Origin of the sequence: Microseira sp. BLCC-F43 (assembly GCF_041929235.1) — a bacterium.
Classification (GTDB): domain Bacteria; phylum Cyanobacteriota; class Cyanobacteriia; order Cyanobacteriales; family Aerosakkonemataceae; genus Microseira.
Window position 1 is genome coordinate 22,099 of the sequence record NZ_JBHFNP010000343.1, and the last position, 18,587, is coordinate 40,685.

Here is an 18,587-nt window from a genome sequence, read left to right on the forward strand (position 1 = left end):
CTGATTCAGTTGAAGTTAGTCGATAAGATCGCCTTAAGCAATTACTTAAACTATTGAGATTCAGATATGTTGGTTTTCATCTCCCTGGCTCTGATGATAGTGTTTGGGCTCCTCATAGCAGCCGTATTTCTAACCCCTTTCCCTCATTGGCCTGCCTATTTCAGTATCTGGCAACATATTCTTTTCGATCCAGAACCCTCTGTCGGATTTAAAGCTCGACGAAAACAATTTTTCTATTTGCTCAACTACACGCTACAACTTCCGTTCATTGCACTGTGTTGGTGTCTTGACGAACTGTTATTTCCACAGTACCGAAACCAGATTCTACGCACACCTGTTTTCATTGTTGCCCAGCCCCGCAGTGCCACAACATTTTTGCACCGGACTCTGGCTTCTGATGAGAAAACATTTTTCTCCATTCGGTTACTAGAGTGGCGCTACCCATCTATTCTGCTGCAAAAACTCTTTCGAGCTACAGGTTTTTTGGAGCGGATGAGCCAAGTCAACTATTGGGGAAGCAGCAACCAAGCTGAACTGGCTGAGAAAATGCATTATAGCTATCTCAATGATTACGAAGATGATGGGTTTTTGTTTGAAGAATGCTTTCTTCATCAGTTCTACGTGATTAACCGCTTTCCTTATCCCAAATTATTGAATAATCTGAATAACTTTGGTCAGCTGAACCGCAAAACTCAGGAGAGGATGCTACGGGCGCACTATAAAGTGATTCAGAAGGTTCTTTATCTACGAGGTGGTAATCTAATTTATGTCTCCAAAGATAATGAGTGTCTTCAGCGATTGGAAATGATGAAACCTCTTTATCCTGATGCTCTATTTGTGACGATTACACGAGAATCACAAAAGTTTATGAACTCGTATATTACTCTGATCTGCCAGTCAGCTTACTGCAAGTCCGGGGTAGATGTGACCAATATTCCAGACTGGGTGCCGATGCAGCGAACTGTGCGAGCAGAAGCCGCCAGCCAAACGATTAAATTTTTTGAGGGCTTACCCCAGGAACAGAAATTGTGTTTCTCGTTTAATCGCCTCACTCAAAACATTAAAGATTCTGTGGAGTTAGTTTATCGCCAATTAAATCTTTCTTTGGCACCAGAGCAACTCGAATACCTTGAGAACCTAGATAACCGGCAAAACTTGCGGGATGCGGGGTATAAAACGGGTTATGAGCAATTTCAGGAGTTTGAGTTTTTCGATCGCTTTGCTGCCGAAGTTGACAAAAACCATGAAGCAATACTGAAATCGATGAATTTAATCAAGTAGCTAACATGGACAGTGAAAAAGCAACAGAAATTTTAAGGCTGTGGTTTGAGAGTTGGGCAAAAAATGATGTAGAGGAAGTTATCAATGGTCTTTCAGAAACAGTGGTTTTCTATGCTGCGCAAAATGAATACAACAAAGCGATTCCTTATCTCGGTAAAAAAGTCGGGCGTCAGGCTGTAGTTGAAGCATTTGAAATCAGATCGCAAACCACTGAACTGTTAAACTACGATTTGCTTGAGTTCATTGTTGAGGGGAACAAAGCCTGCATCATTTCTCATACTCAGGAAATTTGCAAACGTACCCAACAAATTTTTGAAATTGAGGATGCCCAATTCATCGTATTAGATGAGGATGGCAAAATTGCTTCATGGAGCTTTTATTTCGATCCGAATACAGAGGTTGCGGCTTTTAAAGCTGACTTAGATGCACAGTTAATTCAAGCTGTAAAAGAGAATCAAATCAATGTCGTGCAATCTCTTCTAGACATTGGTGCAAATGTTAATACGAGAGAAGCGAGTAGCGGCTTAACGGTATTGATGATAGCGGCGAGTCAAGCCAATGCAGCGATAGTGAAAATATTGTTAAATGCTGGTGCAGACTTATTTATGCTGGATAGTCGCCGGGGGACTTCAGTGTTACATCAAGCTTGTCAAGGTGGTAGTGGGGAAGTGGTGCGACTCCTGGTTGAAGCTGGCGCATTTGTTGATGCTGTTACCGCTACCCCCAGACACACGACTCCCCTACAGGATGCGCTTCGGCGTGGCGATACTGAATGTGCTGAAATTCTGATCGATGCAGGAGCTAACCTCTATTTCCCAGATCGAGAGGCTCAAACAAGCTTGGCAATTGCTACAGAGGTTTTGGGAGCGGAGCATATCTTCGTTAAACAGCTCCAGTCCAACAAGGTTTTTGATTCTTTCAGGGTGAGTTGAGGTGTGAGATGAGTCCTTTAAAGTTACTCCAGCCCTTAAAACTGGGAAATCTGGAACTACCAAATCGGATCGTGATGGCTCCGTTAACTAGAAGGCGAGCCGATCCCAATCAGGCTCCCACCTCTCTCAATGCCCGATATTATGCTCAACGGGCTTCTGCCGGATTGATTATTAGTGAAGCCACTCAAATTTCTCCCCAAGGCACAAGTCTACCGCAAACTCCAGGAATTTACAGCCCAGAGCAAATCGCAGGTTGGCAGCTTGTTACCCAAGCGGTACACGATCGGGGCGGACGAATCTTTTTGCAACTGTGGCACGGTGGACGATGTTCTCACCCGTCGTTGCAACCTCATGGGGAATTGCCTGTTGCTCCCAGTGCGATCGCCCCCAGAGAAGAAAAAGCCTTAACAGCTACCGGGGAAGAAGTTCCCTTTGTCGTGCCTCGATCGCTCTTAACAACAGAGATTCCCGGAATTATTGCCCAATATCGTCAAGCGGCGGAGAATGCGTTAAGGGCAGGGGCAGATGGAGTGGAGATTCACGGTGCGAGCGGTTATTTGCTCGATCAGTTTCTTCAAGATAATTGCAATAAACGGACTGATGCCTACGGAGGTTCCATTGAAAATCGCGCTCGTTTGCTGATAGAAGTCACCGCCGCTGCGATCGAGGTCTGGGGTTCTGAGCGTGTGGGAGTGCGCCTGTCTCCCAGTAGCACTTTTCAGGATATGTATGACTCTAACCCAGAAGCTTTATTTAACTATGTGGTGACTCAGCTCGATCGCTTTAAATTGGCTTATCTCCATATTGTAGAACCCCGGATTAAAGGAAGTCACGATGACTTCACGGAAAAAAAGGTGCAGCTTGGAGTTCACCATTTTCGCCCTTTATACGGAGGAACTTTAATCACAGCCGGAGGTTATACCCGCGAAACGGGAGAAGCTGTCATTGTTAACGGTGACGCCGATCTAGTATCATACGGGCGGCTATTTATTGCCAATCCTGACTTACCAAGGCGTTTTGCCTTAAATGCCCCACTCAATCCCTATCATCGCCCAACGTTTACAGGTGGAGATGAACGTGGCTACATCGATTACCCGTTTTTGGCAGAATCTGAACCATTCAAATCATCTTATTTATCACTCAAGTAATGTGCAGTATGATTGCTCAAACTTTTATCGGATTGTTGGTGCTGTTTCTATCGGGAATGCTCTTTTGGCTCTGGGAACTTCAAGATCCGCTACAGTCAGTTGAATATCGCTCTCGATTTCCCAGGGAATTTGTTGCGGCAATGATCTCGGCCGTTTATAGCATTATTCTCGCCTATTTTTTTGTGGCACTGGTCAAACTGACGATTTCTCCATCCCTGATGGACTTTATGGGTTGGACCGGCCTATTATCTCTGCCTTTGTGGGTGCGATTATTGATTGCCTATTTTTTGAAAGACTTCAGTTTTTATGTAACTCATTGGCTCAAACACGTTAATAATACGTTGTGGTTAACTCATAATTGGCATCATTCAATCGATCAACTTTGGTGGTTAGCCGCGCAACGGGAAAGCTTGACAGATGTACTGCTTTTTAAAGTTGGATTCCTCAGCTTTCCTTTGTTGGGGATTCCACCTGAAATGATGATTTTTGTGGGAATTCATTACATTATTCACGATAACTGGATTCATCTCAATGTTAAATGGCGTTCTTGGATGGGAATCATTGAGTGGTTTTATGTCACTCCTCGGTTTCATGCTGTCCACCATACCCAAACTGGCTCATACACCAAAAATTTAGGGGCTTTATTTACAATCTTCGATCGCATTTTTGGCACTTATGTTGCTGCGGAAAAAGTGCCCCCTGAGCAAGTACAATTTGCATCGGGAGATAACGCCGTTGTGACGTGGCGAAAGATTGTTGGGGTATAGCTGTATTGAGCAGGAGTTAATAAATTTACTGAGCTAGAGAGAAAAGATGATTACACAAATTATGATCGGATGGTTAGCCACGTTTATTACGGGGGGTCTGGTCTGGATACTTTTGGAAAAACCCGCTCCTCTACGGGATATAAAATATGCAGAGGTATTTCTGAAAGACTTTGGGGCAGCCCTCATCTCAATTTTCTTTACCATCATTATTGCCTATGCCTATGCCGATCTTATTAAGCTTTTAATTCCTCCATCAGTCAGGGAATTCTTGGGCGGGTTGGGAGTGCTTTCTTGGCCCCTATGGCTGCGGTTAATTCTCGCTTATTTGCTCAAAGATTTTTGGTATTATGTTGCCCATTGGTGGATGCACCATAACAAATATCTATGGCAAACTCATCTATGGCATCATTCCATTCAACAATTATGGTGGCTTGCCGCTCAAAGAACCAGTTTTACCAGTCGATTTCTGTTTCAAATCGGATTTATTGCCTATCCACTCCTCTCAATTCCGCCAGAAGTAATGTTTTATGTTGGGCTGTTTGGCGCTCTTCATGAGAATTGGACACATTCTAATATAAAATGGCGTTCTTGGATGGGAATGTTAGAGTGGATTTTTGTCACACCTCGCTCTCACAGCCTACATCATACCCAAATTGGAGCGAAGAACCTGGGCAGCTATTTCACGATTTTTGATCGCCTCTTTGGAACTCACGTCAACCCAGCATCCCTTGACCCAAATGAGCAAACATTTGGTGTGGTCGATCAACCGATAACATGGCAGAAGGTTGTCGGTATTTAGGAGCTGTATTGATTGAGTAAAGCTAGCTGGGGTAGTAAATATAATGCAATACAAAAAACTCGGTGATAGCGAATTGTTGGTTTCTGAAATTTGTCTGGGAACCATGAATTATGGTCAGCAAAATACTTTGGAAGAGGCGGAAGAACAACTCGATTATGCGGTTTCCCAAGGAATCAATTTCATTGATACCGCAGAAATGTATCCAGCCCCTACCCGTGCAGAAACTAAAGGCAAAACCGAGGAATACATCGGTAAATGGTTGAGCAAACAGCGACGAGATCAGTTGATTATTGCCACCAAGGTATCGGGACCATCGGGGGATAGAACCTTACCATTGACTTGGATTCGCGACGGCAAAAGTCGAATTGACCGGAAGAACGTCCAGGAGGCTGTGGAGGGTAGTCTCCAGCGTCTACAAACGGACTATATTGACCTCTACCAAATCCACTGGCCAGATCGGTATGTTCCTTTGTTTGGGGCTGCCGATTACGATCCTAGTTATGAGAGAGAAACGGTACCCATTTTAGAGCAATTAGAAGCTTTTGTAGATTTAGTTAAAGCGGGGAAAATTCGCTATTTGGGTGTCAGCAATGAAACCCCTTGGGGAGTGTGTGAATTTTGCCATCTCGCACAACAGTTAGGATTGCCGAAAATTGGCTCAATTCAGAATGCTTTTAATTTAACCAATCGAGTGTTTCAAATTCATTTGGCAGAAACCTGTCATTTTCACAAAGTTGGGTTAATCGCCTATAGCACTCTCGCTTTTGGGTATCTGTCAGGTAAATATCTCTGCCAAACTCCAGCCGGTTCTAGAGTTGATTTGTTTCCAGGATTTGACAAGCGTTATCAGAAACCTTATTTTCATGAAGCTGTTAAAGCTTATGTAGAAATAGCTCATAAATATGGTTTGACTCCAGTACAATTAGCATTGGCGTTTGTGCGATCGCGCTGGTTTGTTACAAGTACCATTATTGCGGCATCAAAAATAGAACAGCTTAAAGAAAACCTAAGCTGTGTAGACATAAAATTAGACCCGGAAATTTTGGCAGAAATAGATAAAGTTCACGCCCGCTATCCCAACCCAACTCCCTAAAGGTCAAGGAGAACACAATGGAGTTACTCAATCTCCCAGCAGCATGGAAAAGTAATGAGCTACTCAATTCCCAATACTGGAATTACCAACTCACTCCCAAAGAGCTAGCAGAAATTGAAGCAGCGATTCACAATCTCAAAACCTCTAGCAATAAAAAAAACAATTTTCATCAATTAGAAAAAACTTTGTTATCCGTTTCAGAAGAACTCGAAAATGGTAGAGGAGCCGTTCTATTAAAAGGTATTCCTGTCAATAAATACTCAGAAGAAAAGCTGGCAGAGGTTTATTTGACACTGTGTAAAAAAATGGGTATTCCAATTAGACAATCAAGCTCAGACTTTGATTCTACCTCCAGGGAAAAAACCCAATTTGTCACCTACATCAGAGCAGAGGCGGATTCGTCTCAGGACGGTAAGCAGTCTAATGATGCTTACAAACTTCACACCGATCGTTATGACGTGCTGAGTTTACTTTGTGTTAGACAAGCAAGAGTGGGTGGAGAAAATCGTTTGGCTAGTGCGATTACGATCTATAACGAAATGCTTCAATCCCATCCTGAAATTGCCGAAGAGTTATTTCAAGGTATGCCGTGGCTTTTTGAGGGAGAAAAGGGTTGGATCAGTTATCCAATATGGTATATTCACAACGGAAAGTTTACCACCCAACTCTCGAGTACCTATCCGCGTTTGAGTCAATTGGTCCCAGGAGCGCCACGACTTACTGAGAAGCACAAACAAGGTCTGGATTTACTACAAGCAATTGGGAGCCAAGTGGGAGTAACGCTGAGGTTAGATCCAGGAGACTGGCTAATGGTTAATAATCACGTTGTTTATCATGCCCGCTCTTCATGGAAAATTGAGTCAGGGGAATACGATCGGTTACTTCTAAGAGTTTGTTTCTCTCCGCTTAATAGTCGAGAATTACCGGAAACGCCCACTTTCAGAAAGATGTGGGGATCTGTAGAAGCAGGCAAACCCAGAGGAGGGTTTTTGCCCAATCATAAGCTTCCCCCAGACCAAGCGATTAACGAACCTTTGTCGGAAACCGAATCTTATTGGTTGGATCGGTACTTGAAAGTAAGATGGGTAGGACTGGAGCAAACAAAATGAAGGAGTCACATGAAAATACTATTAAAAATAGGGCATTCCTGATTCTGGATATGATTCCGCATCATTCCATACTTTAATTCACAAACGCCAAAATTAATATCAATACAATCAAGGAAAATTGCATGAAGTTACTCAATCTCCCAGCAGCCTGGAAAGGTAATGATCTAATAAGTTCCCCATACTGGAATTATAGGTTCACCCCAGAAGAAGTCGCAGAAATTGAAGCAGGTATTCACACTCTGAAAAGCTCTGGCCCTCAAGCTATCAAGTTTAATCAACTCAGAAAGACCCTGGAAGCGGTTTCAGAAGAACTGGAAAATGGTAGAGGAGCTGTTCTGTTAAAAGGGATTCCTGTCCATAAATATTCAGAAGAAGAACTAGCAGAGGTTTACCTGACACTGTGCAAGCAGATGGGTAGTCCAGTAAGAGAATCAAATTCAGACTTTGATGCTCCCATCCGAGAGAAAAGACAATTTATTACCTACATTAGAGCCGAAGCAGCAGATTCGTCTCAGGAGGGGAAACAGTCCAATGATGCTTTTAAGTTTCATTGCGATCGTTGTGATGTCAATAGCTTATTATGCGTTAGGCAAGCAAGAGTGGGTGGGGAAAATCGCTTGGCTAGTGCGATTACAATCTACAACGAAATGCTTCAATCCCATCCCGAAATCGCCCAAGAGCTATTCAAGGATATTCCCTTCTTTTTTGAGGGAGAAAATAGTTGGACAAGCTACCCCTTGTGGTGTATTCACAAAGGAAAATTCACGACCCAATATTCCAGCGCTTATGTTCGTTTGAGTCAATTGGTGGCTGGAGCGCCACGACTCACGGAGAAGCAGAAGCAAGGTTTGGATCTTTTAGAGGAAATCGGACTGAAAGTGGGGATGATGCTGAGGTTAGAACCAGGCGACTGGTTGCTTACCAACAACCACGTTATTTACCATGCTCGCTCTTCGTGGAAAATTGAGTCAGGGGAATACGATCGGTTACTTCTACGGCTTTGGTACTCTCCGTTTAATAGTCGAGAATTGCCGGACACGCATGCTTTCAGAACGATGTGGGGATCTGTAGAAGCAGGTAAACCCAGAGGAGGATTTATGCCCAATCATCCCACCCCCCCCAACCAAGCGATTCGCGAACCTTTGTCAGAAACCGAATCTTATTGGCTGGCTCAGTACATGAAAGGGAGATGGAGAGGAGTCGATCAAATCAAATGATATATCAACAGAGAAATTTCAGGATTAACGACATCCAAACCTCCCAGCATCGCCATTGTTATGGAATGGGTGTAGGGATTATTATTCTAGACGAACTGTATCCAGGATTTCCCGGCGATACACGCAATGCCAGCGCTTATCCTTTTCCCATCCAATATGAAATTGCTGAAGGCTTAGATGGAAAAGAATTACTGTTCAAAGCAGATAAATCTTCGGATCTGGAACCGATTCAAAAAGCGGCCAAGAAACTTGAGAAAATTGGATGTCGTGCGATTGCGGGAGAATGTGGTTATTTTGCTTACTTCCAAAAAGAAATCGCCGACTATGTTAATGTTCCTGTCTTTATGTCTAGCTTACTTCAAGTTCCTTTAGCTCAACAGTTGATTCGTAACAATCAAGTTGTTGGAATTCTTGTCTTCTCAAAAGATGCTTTAACCCCTGCCCATTTAGAAGCCGTTGGAATTCAGATTAATAGCAATTATGTTATTGAGGGAATGCTAGAGTCGCGTCGCTGTCCTGAAATCATAAACCTCTATATGTCACCCGACCCGCTATTACGATGTGCTAACTATGAGAAAATTGAAAAGGAATTGACTGAAGTTGCGGTTGATTTTTATCAACGTTATCCTCAGATGGGAGCTTTACTTTTGGAATGTTCGGGAACCCAACCCTTTGCCCGCGCTATTCAACAAGCGATTAATCTTCCAGTTTTTAGTTGGGGAACCTTATTAGATTATGCCTATTCTGTTGTTGTTCACCGGGAATACTACGGGCATATTTGATTCCGAATAAGTTCCCCGTTTCAAGATTTGGGATGACCTATCCTAGAGCTTGCAAAACCGGTTTAGTCTTGACCAACTCACTGCTATCTGTATGGAAAACCAACTCGAAAGTTTCAATCCGTTATCGGATAAAAGGACTATTTTTCTTCCGGTCGCATTCCTCTTAATGGCGATCTTTGCTATTGGTTTTGCTCCCATTTTTATTAAATTTAGCATGGGCGAAATTAGTCCCACTGCAACAATATTTAATCGCTTTTGGATTGCCAGTATTGTCTTTGGGATTTGGAATGGAATAGGGGCTATTCGCCAAAATTTATCTAACGACCCACCCTCTCAGCCACAAAATCTTTACACCCCTAAAATACTAGGGATGCTGGTATTAATGGGCAGTTTTTTTGCAGCCATTCAACTTCTATGGGCTTGGTCACTGTCTCAAACCAGTGTTGCTAGTTCTGTAACTATTTTGCATGGTTTGCGCCCACTCTTGACCGCTCTGGGAGGGTGGATTTTATTCAAGAATCGCTATGACAGCAAATTTTTAATTGGCATGACAATTGCGATTATGGGCGCTATCCTCATCGGATTTAACGACTTCTCGGACTCCATTAATAAACTACAAGGCGATATATTATCTGTAATATCTGCAATTTTCTCGGCTTTAGAGTTGCTGATTATGGAGCAGCTACTTACCCAGTTTTCAACTCAGATTATAATGTTTTGGTGTTGTGCAATTGGGTCTTTGGTAACAATAATTGTCCTGAGCATTACAGGCGCTCATTTTTTTCCATTGTCATGGCAAGGATGGTTAGCTGTTATTTCTTTAGCACTGGTTTGTCAAGTTATTGGCCATGGACTAATTACCTATTCCCTTAACTATTTATCATCGGGAGTTGTCGCTGTTACCATGATCCTCGATCCAGTGATTAGCTCTCTTTTGGCTTGGACAATTTTGAGCGAAAAATTAAATGTTTTAAACGGGATATTTTGTTGTATAGTTTTAATGGGTATATATTTGTCTATATCGAGCAAGTATGCGGTTAAAACTGAGCCGATACCCTAATCGATCAAATTTCATATATAGTTAGAAATTAAGGAGAAATTAATGGTCGCAAACTTTGAAGAATTGTCTGCCTCCCCAGACGGTATTGCGAGTTCACAAACAAACGGTAAGGCTGACAGGGACTTAACCATGTTAAGGTTGATCAATAGCAATAAAGATACCTTAAAGATGGATGACCTGGTGCTGCTTTTGTATGGTCACTCCGCGTTTCAAAATCTTTATGCTGGATGTGAACTTGGCGTATTTGAACTTCTCTGGAAACACCCGGATATTTCCCAAGCTGAAATTAGTCAACATTTACAACTCGCAGACTATCCGACTAAAGCTTTATTGCTGGGACTAACGGCGTTGAAACTCATTCAAAAAGTTGACGATAAATATCGCAATAGTTTGGTGATTCAAATGCTGTTTCTGGAAAACACTTGGAAAGAATTCTACGATGTTGTTCTCTTTGAAGCCAAGATTGTTTATCGGGGATCTATCGATTATGTAGAATCTTTACGCCAGAATAAAAATGTGGGCTTGCGACAATTTCCAGGTCAAGGATCTGATTTGTATAATCGCTTGCACGAAAATCCCGGACTTGACAAAGTATTCTATAACTTTATGGGGTCTTGGTCAAAATTAGTTAACCCTTTATTGTTTGAGAAAGTTGATTTTTCTAAGTTTGATCGTGTTGTGGATGTGGGAGGCGGAGATGCAACAAACTCCATTGCTTTAGCTAAAGCTTTTCCCAATGTAAAGATTACTCTGATGGATATTCCTGACAGTTGTAAAATTGCTCAAAGTAATATCGATCGACATCAATTAACAGACCGAATTCAGGTGATGGGAGCGGACATATTTGTTGATGAGTTCCCGCAGAATCAAGATTGTTTTCTGTTTATTCATGTATTAGTCATCTGGTCTTTAGACAAGAATACTACATTGCTCCGTCGAGCTTATGAAGCCCTCAAACCCGGAGGTTCCCTCGTGATTTTTAACATGATGACATCCGATGAAGAAGATGGACCGCTGATGGCTGCCCTTGATTCATCCTACTTTGTCTCAATTCCTCACGAAGGTGGCATGATTTATTCCTGGAGTGACCATGAACAATGCTTGAGGGATGCAGGATTCACCCAAATGAAGCGAATTTATTGCAATTTTTGGGCACCAAGTGGTATTATTGTCGCCACCAAATAGTCTTTGGTTGTTTGAAAGTTTAACTAATTTTGGGAATGTTTTCTGATTGATGAAAGGCGATACATCTAAACCTCAAAACATTCCTGCTTTTAAAAATATTAACGATCGCCGCTCAGTTTATTCCCCCGTAAAACCTTCATTGAATCGTTAAAATTGACTTATGAAACAGGTTGAAGGATTAAAAATTCCCATCTGGTTACAGAGAATTCAATATATTACCAATCCAGTCAGTTATTGGGAGAGTGCGTACCAAACCTATCCCGATGCTTTTTGGGCAAAAGGGATAGATTTTGGCAGTCCTTTGATGGTGTTTTATACACCGGAAGCTGCTCAACAAATTATTGAAAATCGCCATGGGCATTTTACCACTACTTCATTTAATAGTGAATTAAGAGCCATCTTTGGAGACAGTTCTTTTTTTACACTTGAAGGGATGCGTCACCAACAGATGCGGAAACTGTTAATTCCCATGCTACATGGTAAACAGATTCAATCCTATGGTCAATTAATTTGCGACTTGGTTAACAATGTAATGCAGACATTGCCAACCCATAAATCCTTTTCGGTATTGGAGGTGACGCAAGATATATCCATGCAAGTGATGATTAAGCTCTTGTTTGGTTCCTATCAACAAGAACGCTATCAGCAGATTAAACAACTAATGATTGCGATGGTGAGTCTATTTGCCTCCAATATTGCTGGAATTCCTTTATTTTTCCGGTTTCTTCAAAAAGATTTAGGTCCAGCTAGCCCTTGGGGGAATTTTCTCAACCAACGTCAGCAAATGAAAGAGTTGATTTATAGTGAAATTGCGGAACGTCGCGCTCATCCCAACCGAGAAAGAAAAGATCTTCTAACTTTGTTAATGTCAGCCACTGATGAACAGGGAAACTTCCTGACGGATGAAGAATTATTGGGTCAAGTTTTATCGCTGCTGTTTACAGGAAATGAATCAACAGCCGCTTCCATAGCTTGGTCTTGGTATAGAGTTTACCGCGACTCTGAGATTCAAGCCAAACTATTGGAGGAACTAGGTAGTTTAGGAGATTCTCCCGATCCGCTCAATGTTTTTCGGCTTCCCTATCTGAGTGCAGTTTGCCATGAGACACTGCGGATGTATCCTGTTACCATGTTTATGATTCCCAGGCTGGTGAAGTCAACAACTGAAATCAACGGTCATCAGGTTGATCCTGGAATGTTAATCACTGTGGGAACTTATATCATTCATCAGCGCGAAGATATCTACCCAGAACCAAAAGTGTTTAAACCCGAACGTTTTCTGGAAAATCGCTTTTCCCCCTATGAATTTCTGCCCTTTGGTGGTGGAATGCGGAGTTGTATCGGAGGAGAAATAGCCCTTTATCAACTGAAGCTTGCTTTAGCAACAGTTGTGTCTCGCTATCAATTAGAATTGGCGAATCCCCGACCGATCAACCCTCAACGCCGTAACACTATCTTAACCCCAATTCAGTTAAGGATGGTAAAGAAAGAGAGGTAAGACTCATCAGAGATCGATCCAGCCTAAGTAATGATTTAAAAATTAGGATTAAGCCCATCTACTTCCAGAGATTAAGTTTCAAAGCGATGAATTCGCTGAAATCAAAAACTACTATGCTGAACAATGTTCTACTTGCCCAAAAATTAATTTGTTCATAAATGATTGAATAAGGATGAAAACTCAAGCTGAAGGTCAAAAACGCAACTATCGACGCAACCTTGCTTTGCTGACTCAAGTGAGGCAAAGACAATTAAAAGCGATGAAAACCAGTTTAATTTCTCATAAAACTGACCCTTCATCACGTCATGAGGAGTCTAAGAATCATTTCATCTTTACCCTTTTAGATTCTATTCCTATACTGCGGCTATTGCGACTCAGGCAAACCGTTCACCCAAAAGAAACGTTAGGCGATAATGTTGAAAACTATCAGGTCTTGTTTCCCCCTGAAAGAGTCGAGTTTGGAGTTAATCAGATTGACCGAGATTTTCTAAATATCTGTCTCTATTACAAAACTGATTACTTTGAGAGAACCGAAATATTTGTATGTGATATTGTTCCAGCTTATGTACATATTGGTCTGGGAACTATTTGTACCAAAGATTTTAGGGCGATAGTTGATTCCGGGATGCAATATCGCGTCACGATAGCAAGATGGAGGTTAGGATACTTTGATCGTCTAAAGCTTTTATGGGCAAAACATCTACCTATTACAGCAGTCTATATTTTTTCACTTTCAGCAGAGAACTTTTGGCACTTTTTATATGACTGCGTACCCAGAATATATTCGGCTATGCTCGCGAGACCAGATCAAAAATTAACGGTTATTGTACCTGGATCTTTACCTGATTCCTTCAGAGAACTGCTAGATTGTGTCTTACCAGATAATTTCAAAACGATTTATGTTCCAAAAGGTTCTTGGGTCAAAGTCGATCGTCTCGTCATGCCCTCTTATGTCAGTCGTTGTGAGAATGGGTTTTTACCATCTCAGTATTATGAATACATTAGGAGTTGTGTATTCAAGAAATATGATCTAACTCCTATCAAAAACCTCACTGAGCGAATCTATATTTCCCGTGCCCATGCAAAACATCGCAGAATTATCAACGAGGATCAGATTATCCAATACCTCGCCAACTATGGATTTAAGCCAGTTGTTCTGGAGAAAATGTCATTTCGGGAACAGGTAGAACTCTTTACTAAAGCTGAAATCATTGTCGCGCCGCACGGCGCAGGTTTGGCAACAACTCTCTTTTCGGGAAAAATCAAGATACTTGTTCTGTATCCAGAAAGTTTTCCAACGCCGTTTTTCTTCACCCAATTCAAAGGTCTTGGACAAGAGCATTACTTTATTGTCCACGATCAGTTTGATGAGAATGCTGATTTTGAAGTAGATATGTCTGAATTCAAAAGAGTGCTGCATGAACAGATAAAGCTCAAACAATAGTAAGGCAATTAACACAATGGCTGATTGAGGAATGATGATGGATGATGTTACATTGGCAAATAATATAACAGTCGCAGAACAACGTTCAGTTGTTTGTATGATTGGTACTTTGCGAGCAGTTGATTTAACCTACCAAAATTTGATCGAAAAGGTAATTCAGCCTTTGAATGCTGATTTAATGTTCTGTGTGTCTCGGATGACTTCAGAAGATGAAACTACGATAAACAAGTTTAGAAGTTGCAATATAGTTGATATCTGTATTTATGAGGAAGCCGGAGATGGCTACCAGGATTTTTTGCATGGTTTTTTCAATCAACTAACTCCAGAAAAACGAACTGAATGGCATAAATATTTCGATATTGAAGGGAATTGGTTAGGTGGAATAAAAGGGCGTAGAGGCTCTGGATTCCATTTGAATTTTAATTATTGGAAACTACTTGACAGACTACGTTTCAAAAATATTGGATCTGAATATCAGAGATTTGTAATTACAAGAACAGATCTTTTCTGGATGGTAGAGCATCCTCCATTAAATTTGTTGGATTCAAACTTGATTTGGATACCTACTGGAGAAAATTATAATGGCTACAACGATCGCCATGCAGTTTGTAGCACCCAAAATGTTTATGATTATTTGAGTTTGCTTGAATTTATGCTCAATTTCAAAGCATTAGAATATATTTATAATAATCTTGATGAGAATAACTTAAACCATGAAAGACATCTGAAGAGCCATTTAGACTACTGTGGAGTAGAAGTTGCCACCTTTAAGAATGTAGCTTACTTAACTGGAGATAAACAAACTTTAACGAACTGGGCTCCTGTAAAAACCAAATATGTCGATCGAGTAGAATACGCTTATAAATATCAGGAAGAGTTGTTAAGCTCTCTCGAAAATATGGCGCAATTCGCAATCCATAAAAGTTGGAATAAGATGATTTTTGAAGGAGACAGAAGGAGCAATTAAGGAGGCTTTATAGAAAGTAAATAAAGTTTAGTGTTTAGTCTTTAAAAGTTTTCGCTCGAACTCATTCAAGTCAATTTTTAGGTTATATTATATTTAATTTAAAAATGTTAACTCATGAATCTATCATAGAACAACTTAAAAGCGTGATTGAAAAAGAGATTAGCGCAGTGTCAAAACTCTGTGAAACAATTGACGAGTCTTGGTTAAGAGCTGTGCTGATGATTCGAGACTGTAAAGGGAAATTAGTTGTTTCTGGAATTGGAAAAAGTGGGAATATTGGTCAGAAGATTGCGGCTTCATTTACATCTACAGGAATGCCAGCAATTTTCGTTCATCCAACTGAAGCCAGTCATGGAGATTTGGGTTTATTAGATAGCAGAGATATACTTCTTGCTCTGTCTGCTTCGGGTCAAACAACTGAATTACTAGACATCATGCAATATGCTTCACGGCAAAGAATATCAATTATTTTAGTCACCAAGAATCCCATCAGTTCCCTAGCCCATTTTGCCGATATTATTTTGCAAATCCCTGATCTTCCTGAAGCTTGTCCTAACGGTTTAGCCCCTACCACGTCAACGACTTGCCAACTAGTCTTAGGTGATGCGTTAGTTGTAACTGTTATGGCCTTACGTGGTTTTTCTGCGGATAATTTTAAGCAATTTCATCCAGGCGGTAACTTAGGCGCACTACTTATTCCGGTAAAGAATTTTATGTATACTAAAAATCGAATACCTCTGATTGGCTTAGGCGCATCTATCAAAGAAGCTATTATTGAAATGAACACCAAAAGCTTAGGATGTGTTGGTATCGTCAATCACCGAAATCAGTATGTTGGGATTTTCACAGATGGAGATCTTCGTCGAAGTTTAGAAGCTCAAGTCTCCTTGGAAGAACCTGTGAGCGAACATATGACACCCTCACCCCTATCTATTTCGCCTGAAATGACCGTATCAGAACTAATCATTTTTTTCAAGGAAAAAAGAGTTCCTAATGTTTTTGTTGTAAAAGAAAAGATGCCGATTGGGATTATTCACGTAAATCAACTAGCTTCAATTTCAAGTATGGAAGTGCAATAGCCCACATTGAGAGCGATTTTTTTTGGGGAAATGAGATTGGCAATGCGGTAAGATGACCCAATGTAGTACGGAAGACCCACAGATTTGGGGATTGTCATTGGCAGATTCTACGCTATGGGATGTCAATTACTCGCAGATGGCAGAGATTTGCGATCGTTCTATCAGCACTGTCAACCGATGGTTTAGCGTAACTGCTCACCGCAACTGCGTTGCAGTGAGCAGTTACAAGTGAACTAAGAGAAGATTCTATTTTAAAGTTTGATTAAAACTGTCTAGACAATATAGTACACCTTATTTTAATATATTATGTTGAGTCATGGAGCATAACTTGTGGAACTACGGAAAATTTCTTGGGTCATTGCTCAGGCAGGTGGAAAAGGATCTCGATTGAAACACTACACTTGGAATAAACCCAAGTGTTTACTTTCGGTTGCAGGTCAACCACTTATATATCATTTATTTGATCGTTTTCCCGCAGCACAATTTCTTATTATAGGAGATTATCTCTATGAAGTTCTAGAAGAATATATACGAGTTTTTCCACCTAAGGTTCCCGTGCAGTTAGTTCGAGCAAAAACTAAAGGAACACTATCAGGAATTGATCAAGCCTTAACTTACATTCCCGATGATACTCCATTCTTATTAGTCTGGTGTGACTTACTATTTGAAGAGGTTCCCAATTGTCAAATCGATGGTAAGAACTGGATCGGACTCAGCCGCTCCTTTAAATGTCGCTGGTCTTATGATTATTATAGAAATTTTTTAGAAGAAGCTTCAACAGAAAGGGGAGTTGCAGGCTTCTTTGTCTTTTGCAATAAAGTAGTTCTCAAAAATATTCCAGCATCAGGGGAGTGTGTCCATTGGCTCGCTCAACAATCTATACAGTTTAGCGAAACTTTTCTTGATAACACCTATGAGTTAGGAACTCTAGATAATATTGCTAATTACCAACAAAACAGTCTCGTAAGTCGTTTTTTTAATTCTGTCGAAATTGTAGAAGATCGAGTGATTAAAAAAGCCCGATTGAAGGAGTTTGAGACATTAATTGAAAGAGAACTTACTTGGTATCGTGCTGTTCACTCATTTGGTTTTAATCGCGTGCCTACTTTGATTTCTGACAACCCGATGACCATCTCTCGAATTAAGGGAGTGCATCCTTTTAATTTAGAGGTTAATTTTCAGCAAAAAGTAAAGATTTTAAATGATATTTTCCAAACCTTAAATTCGCTTCATAGTTGCGATCAGAAGCCCAGTGATAGGAAAATTTTAACAGAGATATATCTTGAGAAAACTTATAGTCGCGTCAATAGCGTTGCCCAACTAATTCCTTGTTTTGACCAACCGACAGTTCAGATTAATGGTTGTCTGTGTCGTAATCCTTTTCATCGTCGATATGAAGGCTTGATTTCTCAATTGGTTGCTGAAATTCAAGTTGATGAATTTATGATCATCCATGGTGATACGACATTTTCTAATATGCTTGTAGATGAGCAAAGCAAAGTTTGGCTAATTGATCCAAGGGGTTACTTTGGATCAAGTTTGCTCTATGGCGATCCCATGTATGACTGGGCAAAACTATACTATTCAGTGATGGGTAATTATGATTCGTTTAATCGTCGTCAATTTCAACTCAAGATTACCGATCAGTATATTGATATTAGTATAGGAAGCAACGGTTGGGAAGACTTAGAGTCGATGTTTATAGAAAGATTTTCTACTAAGATCTCTGTTATTCGGATATTGCACGCTCTTATTTGGCTATCGCTATCAGGATATGTAAAAGATGACTATGATTCAATTATAGCTAGTTTTTACAACGGACTGTTTTGGTTGGAGAAGGCAGTGAAATGACGGAGTTAGTGTTAAGTTGCTTACCAAAAACTTGGTTAATTGACATTGATGGGGTTATCCTTAAGCATAACGGTTATAAACAGAATGGCGAGCTATTACTGCCTGGAGTAAAAGAATTTTGGAAACAAATTTCTCAAGAAGATTTTATTATCTTACTCAGCGCTCGTACAGAGGAAATGTGTGAAGCTACGCTATCCTTGTTAGATAGTCATGGGCTTCGCCATAACGTTGCAATTTTTGGTGTACCTATAGGAGAACGAATTTGTATCAACGACAAAAAACCTTCAGGTCTTGTTACAAGCTATGCTGTAAATCTGTTGAGAGATGTGGGATTAGGTTGCCTGAAAGTGATAGAGAATCCAAATCTCTGAAAAT

At 40.8% G+C, this 18,587-nt stretch carries 18 protein-coding genes; all 18 read left to right on the forward strand.

Features of this window, described 5'->3' with window-relative positions; all coding sequences use genetic code 11:
* Positions 1–66: 66 nt before the first annotated feature.
* The 18 genes from ACE1CM_RS45055 to ACE1CM_RS45140 all read left to right on the forward strand — a co-directional run bounded on the left by ACE1CM_RS45055 (position 67) and on the right by ACE1CM_RS45140 (position 18,583).
* Positions 67–1,281, forward strand: coding sequence for a sulfotransferase (locus ACE1CM_RS45055; RefSeq protein WP_374886065.1), 1,215 nt, complete (start codon positions 67–69; stop codon positions 1,279–1,281).
* A gap of 5 nt (positions 1,282–1,286) precedes the next feature.
* Entirely contained in the window at positions 1,287–2,213 is a 927-nt protein-coding gene (locus ACE1CM_RS45060; protein WP_374886066.1) for an ankyrin repeat domain-containing protein, read from the forward strand.
* Positions 2,214–2,221: 8 nt separating this feature from the next.
* Entirely contained in the window at positions 2,222–3,361 is a 1,140-nt protein-coding gene (locus tag ACE1CM_RS45065; protein ID WP_374886067.1) for an alkene reductase, read from the forward strand.
* A gap of 8 nt (positions 3,362–3,369) precedes the next feature.
* On the forward strand, positions 3,370–4,128 hold the full coding sequence (locus ACE1CM_RS45070) for a sterol desaturase family protein (protein WP_374886069.1): 759 nt from the start codon (positions 3,370–3,372) through the stop codon (positions 4,126–4,128).
* A 46-nt stretch (positions 4,129–4,174) separates the two neighbouring features.
* The gene (locus ACE1CM_RS45075; RefSeq protein ID WP_374886071.1) at positions 4,175–4,927 is read left to right on the forward strand and encodes a sterol desaturase family protein; all 753 of its coding nucleotides are present in this window, start codon (positions 4,175–4,177) and stop codon (positions 4,925–4,927) included.
* A 43-nt stretch (positions 4,928–4,970) separates the two neighbouring features.
* Complete coding sequence (locus ACE1CM_RS45080) at positions 4,971–6,020, forward strand: aldo/keto reductase (protein WP_374886072.1); 1,050 nt, start codon at positions 4,971–4,973, stop codon at positions 6,018–6,020.
* 17 nt (positions 6,021–6,037) lie between these two features.
* Positions 6,038–7,129, forward strand: a complete 1,092-nt coding sequence (locus tag ACE1CM_RS45085; RefSeq protein WP_374886074.1) for a TauD/TfdA family dioxygenase — start codon at positions 6,038–6,040, stop codon at positions 7,127–7,129.
* 122 nt (positions 7,130–7,251) lie between these two features.
* Positions 7,252–8,346: a TauD/TfdA family dioxygenase gene (locus ACE1CM_RS45090; protein WP_374886075.1), complete on the forward strand. Its 1,095-nt coding sequence runs from the start codon at positions 7,252–7,254 to the stop codon at positions 8,344–8,346.
* Positions 8,343–9,128, forward strand: coding sequence for an aspartate/glutamate racemase family protein (locus ACE1CM_RS45095; RefSeq protein ID WP_374886077.1), 786 nt, complete (start codon positions 8,343–8,345; stop codon positions 9,126–9,128). Before ACE1CM_RS45090 ends, ACE1CM_RS45095 begins: the two co-directional genes overlap by 4 nt.
* 91 nt (positions 9,129–9,219) lie before the next feature.
* Positions 9,220–10,188: a DMT family transporter gene (locus tag ACE1CM_RS45100; protein WP_374886079.1), complete on the forward strand. Its 969-nt coding sequence runs from the start codon at positions 9,220–9,222 to the stop codon at positions 10,186–10,188.
* A 42-nt stretch (positions 10,189–10,230) separates the two neighbouring features.
* Positions 10,231–11,373: a methyltransferase gene (locus ACE1CM_RS45105; RefSeq protein WP_374886081.1), complete on the forward strand. Its 1,143-nt coding sequence runs from the start codon at positions 10,231–10,233 to the stop codon at positions 11,371–11,373.
* Between the two features lie 160 nt (positions 11,374–11,533).
* Positions 11,534–12,871, forward strand: coding sequence for a cytochrome P450 (locus ACE1CM_RS45110; protein WP_374886083.1), 1,338 nt, complete (start codon positions 11,534–11,536; stop codon positions 12,869–12,871).
* Positions 12,872–13,043: 172 nt separating this feature from the next.
* Positions 13,044–14,315 (forward strand): DUF563 domain-containing protein, encoded by a 1,272-nt coding sequence (locus ACE1CM_RS45115; RefSeq protein ID WP_374886085.1) that lies wholly within the window; start codon positions 13,044–13,046, stop codon positions 14,313–14,315.
* 31 nt (positions 14,316–14,346) lie between these two features.
* On the forward strand, positions 14,347–15,282 hold the full coding sequence (locus tag ACE1CM_RS45120; RefSeq protein ID WP_374886087.1) for a hypothetical protein: 936 nt from the start codon (positions 14,347–14,349) through the stop codon (positions 15,280–15,282).
* A gap of 104 nt (positions 15,283–15,386) precedes the next feature.
* The gene (locus ACE1CM_RS45125; protein ID WP_374886088.1) at positions 15,387–16,361 is read left to right on the forward strand and encodes an SIS domain-containing protein; all 975 of its coding nucleotides are present in this window, start codon (positions 15,387–15,389) and stop codon (positions 16,359–16,361) included.
* Between the two features lie 52 nt (positions 16,362–16,413).
* On the forward strand, positions 16,414–16,593 hold the full coding sequence (locus ACE1CM_RS45130; protein WP_374886090.1) for a hypothetical protein: 180 nt from the start codon (positions 16,414–16,416) through the stop codon (positions 16,591–16,593).
* Positions 16,594–16,691: 98 nt separating this feature from the next.
* Positions 16,692–18,212 (forward strand): NTP transferase domain-containing protein, encoded by a 1,521-nt coding sequence (locus ACE1CM_RS45135; RefSeq protein ID WP_374886092.1) that lies wholly within the window; start codon positions 16,692–16,694, stop codon positions 18,210–18,212.
* The gene (locus ACE1CM_RS45140) at positions 18,209–18,583 is read left to right on the forward strand and encodes a hypothetical protein (RefSeq protein WP_374886094.1); all 375 of its coding nucleotides are present in this window, start codon (positions 18,209–18,211) and stop codon (positions 18,581–18,583) included. The genes ACE1CM_RS45135 and ACE1CM_RS45140 overlap by 4 nt, the downstream gene beginning before the upstream one ends.
* The last annotated feature ends 4 nt before the right edge of the window (positions 18,584–18,587 follow it).

What these genes read in the sequence shown, in the direction of transcription:
- ACE1CM_RS45110 (WP_374886083.1), top strand. Translation starts at nt 11,534, where the DNA reads ATGAAACAGGTTGAAGGATTAAAAATTCCCATCTGGTTACAGAGAATT.
- ACE1CM_RS45120 (WP_374886087.1), top strand. Translation starts at nt 14,347, where the DNA reads ATGATGATGGATGATGTTACATTGGCAAATAATATAACAGTCGCAGAA.
- ACE1CM_RS45095 (WP_374886077.1), top strand. Translation starts at nt 8,343, where the DNA reads ATGATATATCAACAGAGAAATTTCAGGATTAACGACATCCAAACCTCC.
- ACE1CM_RS45065 (WP_374886067.1), top strand. Translation starts at nt 2,222, where the DNA reads ATGAGTCCTTTAAAGTTACTCCAGCCCTTAAAACTGGGAAATCTGGAA.
- ACE1CM_RS45100 (WP_374886079.1), top strand. Translation starts at nt 9,220, where the DNA reads ATGGAAAACCAACTCGAAAGTTTCAATCCGTTATCGGATAAAAGGACT.
- ACE1CM_RS45070 (WP_374886069.1), top strand. Translation starts at nt 3,370, where the DNA reads ATGATTGCTCAAACTTTTATCGGATTGTTGGTGCTGTTTCTATCGGGA.
- ACE1CM_RS45060 (WP_374886066.1), top strand. Translation starts at nt 1,287, where the DNA reads ATGGACAGTGAAAAAGCAACAGAAATTTTAAGGCTGTGGTTTGAGAGT.
- ACE1CM_RS45115 (WP_374886085.1), top strand. Translation starts at nt 13,044, where the DNA reads ATGAAAACTCAAGCTGAAGGTCAAAAACGCAACTATCGACGCAACCTT.
- ACE1CM_RS45140 (WP_374886094.1), top strand. Translation starts at nt 18,209, where the DNA reads ATGACGGAGTTAGTGTTAAGTTGCTTACCAAAAACTTGGTTAATTGAC.
- ACE1CM_RS45085 (WP_374886074.1), top strand. Translation starts at nt 6,038, where the DNA reads ATGGAGTTACTCAATCTCCCAGCAGCATGGAAAAGTAATGAGCTACTC.
- ACE1CM_RS45055 (WP_374886065.1), top strand. Translation starts at nt 67, where the DNA reads ATGTTGGTTTTCATCTCCCTGGCTCTGATGATAGTGTTTGGGCTCCTC.
- ACE1CM_RS45075 (WP_374886071.1), top strand. Translation starts at nt 4,175, where the DNA reads ATGATTACACAAATTATGATCGGATGGTTAGCCACGTTTATTACGGGG.
- ACE1CM_RS45090 (WP_374886075.1), top strand. Translation starts at nt 7,252, where the DNA reads ATGAAGTTACTCAATCTCCCAGCAGCCTGGAAAGGTAATGATCTAATA.
- ACE1CM_RS45105 (WP_374886081.1), top strand. Translation starts at nt 10,231, where the DNA reads ATGGTCGCAAACTTTGAAGAATTGTCTGCCTCCCCAGACGGTATTGCG.
- ACE1CM_RS45130 (WP_374886090.1), top strand. Translation starts at nt 16,414, where the DNA reads ATGACCCAATGTAGTACGGAAGACCCACAGATTTGGGGATTGTCATTG.
- ACE1CM_RS45125 (WP_374886088.1), top strand. Translation starts at nt 15,387, where the DNA reads ATGTTAACTCATGAATCTATCATAGAACAACTTAAAAGCGTGATTGAA.
- ACE1CM_RS45080 (WP_374886072.1), top strand. Translation starts at nt 4,971, where the DNA reads ATGCAATACAAAAAACTCGGTGATAGCGAATTGTTGGTTTCTGAAATT.